Below are 1,816 nucleotides of genomic sequence, written 5' to 3'. Positions count from 1 at the left end.
GCGTTGAGACCGCAAACCCAACCAGGATAAGGCCTTTGCCTAATTCTCACCCGCCGACACGCTTACTGAAGGGCTAGTCCCAGTGGGGAGGCACCCATCTTTTCTGGTGCCGCTGGTGCCGGGACGTGGTTGCCGGTCCGCTCACTGATCGGCGCTCGCAGCCAGACGCGGCGTTGGCGCTCAGCCCTATCGACGGTCGACACGCCCCGGGCAACCACCAGGGCCTGCAGATCTCATGCTGGACATCAACCGCGTCAAGCGAGCAGGGCAGTGACCTGGTGGCACCTCGGGTGCATCAACGCTTCATCCAGAAGCGATGACCTCAGGAAGGTAGTCCAGTGAGCACCGTTACGCTCCGGTGTCTGATCGCCGGGTGGTACCTATGGCTTGAAGCTTTCAGTTCCCGCCGAACGCCCTACGCGCCAATGCTGCTGCCGCAGGACTCACGATATTCCGCCGCGCCCGGTTGACGGGCTGGTCGGTAACATTGATCAGGACTTCGTAGACGGGGAGTTGGCGCAGGGACGATTCCGAAACAGACCGACCGTCGGAGTAGCGCCAGCCGAGTTCGGCCAACAATGCCGTCATCGTGTCGAACGGCAGTCCGGAGCCGGCCGAACCCGCAGCATAGGTCAGCATAAGCAGGGTGGCCTGCGTCTGAAACTTTTCGTCGGATTTGGGGATCAGGCGACCGGCCAGATGATCCCACAGCCTGTCGGCGTCACCCTGGGCCGCTACGCCAGCCTTCGTCAGCAACAGCGTACCCTTGTGCTTGCGCAGCAGCCCCAACGACTGCACGGCTTCACGGAACCGCAGCAGTGGGTAACATTGAACCTCACGGTTGTGCTTGCCAATCCAATCATTCATCACAGGAACGACTTTCGAGGCTTCCTCGACATCAGCCGGCTTGAGATACCCGGCGGTCGTCAACGGAATTCCGCCATCCTTGGCGCGGTCCAGAAACCACTGATACGCCCGCAGATTGTCGGCAACAGCGACCGTGTCCAGCGGTCGCGCACCGGCCAGCGTTAGCGCCGCCTTCGTCAGGTCGTCGCCATACGCGGTGTACGTGAGCCGATGAACCAGGTCGACCAGGCGCACGTCGATGCCTGCCTCGCGCAGCAGGAAGTACGCGTCGCCGAACCCCTTGTTGACTCGTTCAAGCGCGAATAGCGCGGGGTCACGCAGCACCTCGGCGAGGCTGTCGGCGTCGACCAGATGCCCGCAGTCCTCTGGTGGCGCGGCCCGCTCGCCATCGATGACAACCGCTGCGGGACAGTGACTCTCGGCGGGGAGGACTTCTTCGAGACGCAGCGTCAGCTCCCAGTTGTCGCCGTAATCGTAGAGGTAATGCAGGACATCGCCGGGCTCACTGAGGGTTTCGTCGAGTTGAGTCTCGGCGGCGGGCAGGCCGTCATCGTCTTCGGGCCACTCCTTGTTGTCCACGTCGTACGGGCACAGGAACAGCTGGCTGTGGTGGTCGAAGGCGCCGCCGCCGAGTGAGAAGCGATGCAGGTGCGAGTCGGTCCAGTCGAACGACACCTGCAGGACCTGGTGCAGCAGGTCCAGCGTCAGGTTCGAGCGCAGGTCCAGCCGTCGCCAGATCGTTGGATCGCTGTCATCGAGGTACACCCGGACCCGGTAGACGACGACATCACGCCGTCGCGCGCGCCGCAGGTCGGGGGGCGACACCGGTTCCGGTACCAGATGCAGGTGCGGGCGCTCGCTCATGGCGCTCACGTCAGACCCTGATTTTTCAGCCGGCTTGTGATGATCTTGTTTTCGGTGATCTGGTTGATGGTGGCTGCGCGCTGAT

General features: G+C 63.1%; 1 protein-coding gene. It reads right to left on the bottom strand.

Annotated elements, in window-relative coordinates; genetic code table 11:
• Positions 1-396 precede the first annotated feature (396 nt).
• A partial coding sequence (locus FPZ47_RS27345) for a plasmid pRiA4b ORF-3 family protein (protein WP_246133646.1) occupies positions 397-1,816 on the bottom strand: 1,420 nt, incomplete at its 5' end.

Source organism: Mycobacterium helveticum, assembly GCF_007714205.1.
GTDB classification, from domain to species: Bacteria; Actinomycetota; Actinomycetes; order Mycobacteriales; family Mycobacteriaceae; genus Mycobacterium; species Mycobacterium helveticum.
The sequence above is the reverse complement of the archived record's forward strand: the minus strand, read 5'-3'. Positions and strand labels throughout refer to the sequence as shown.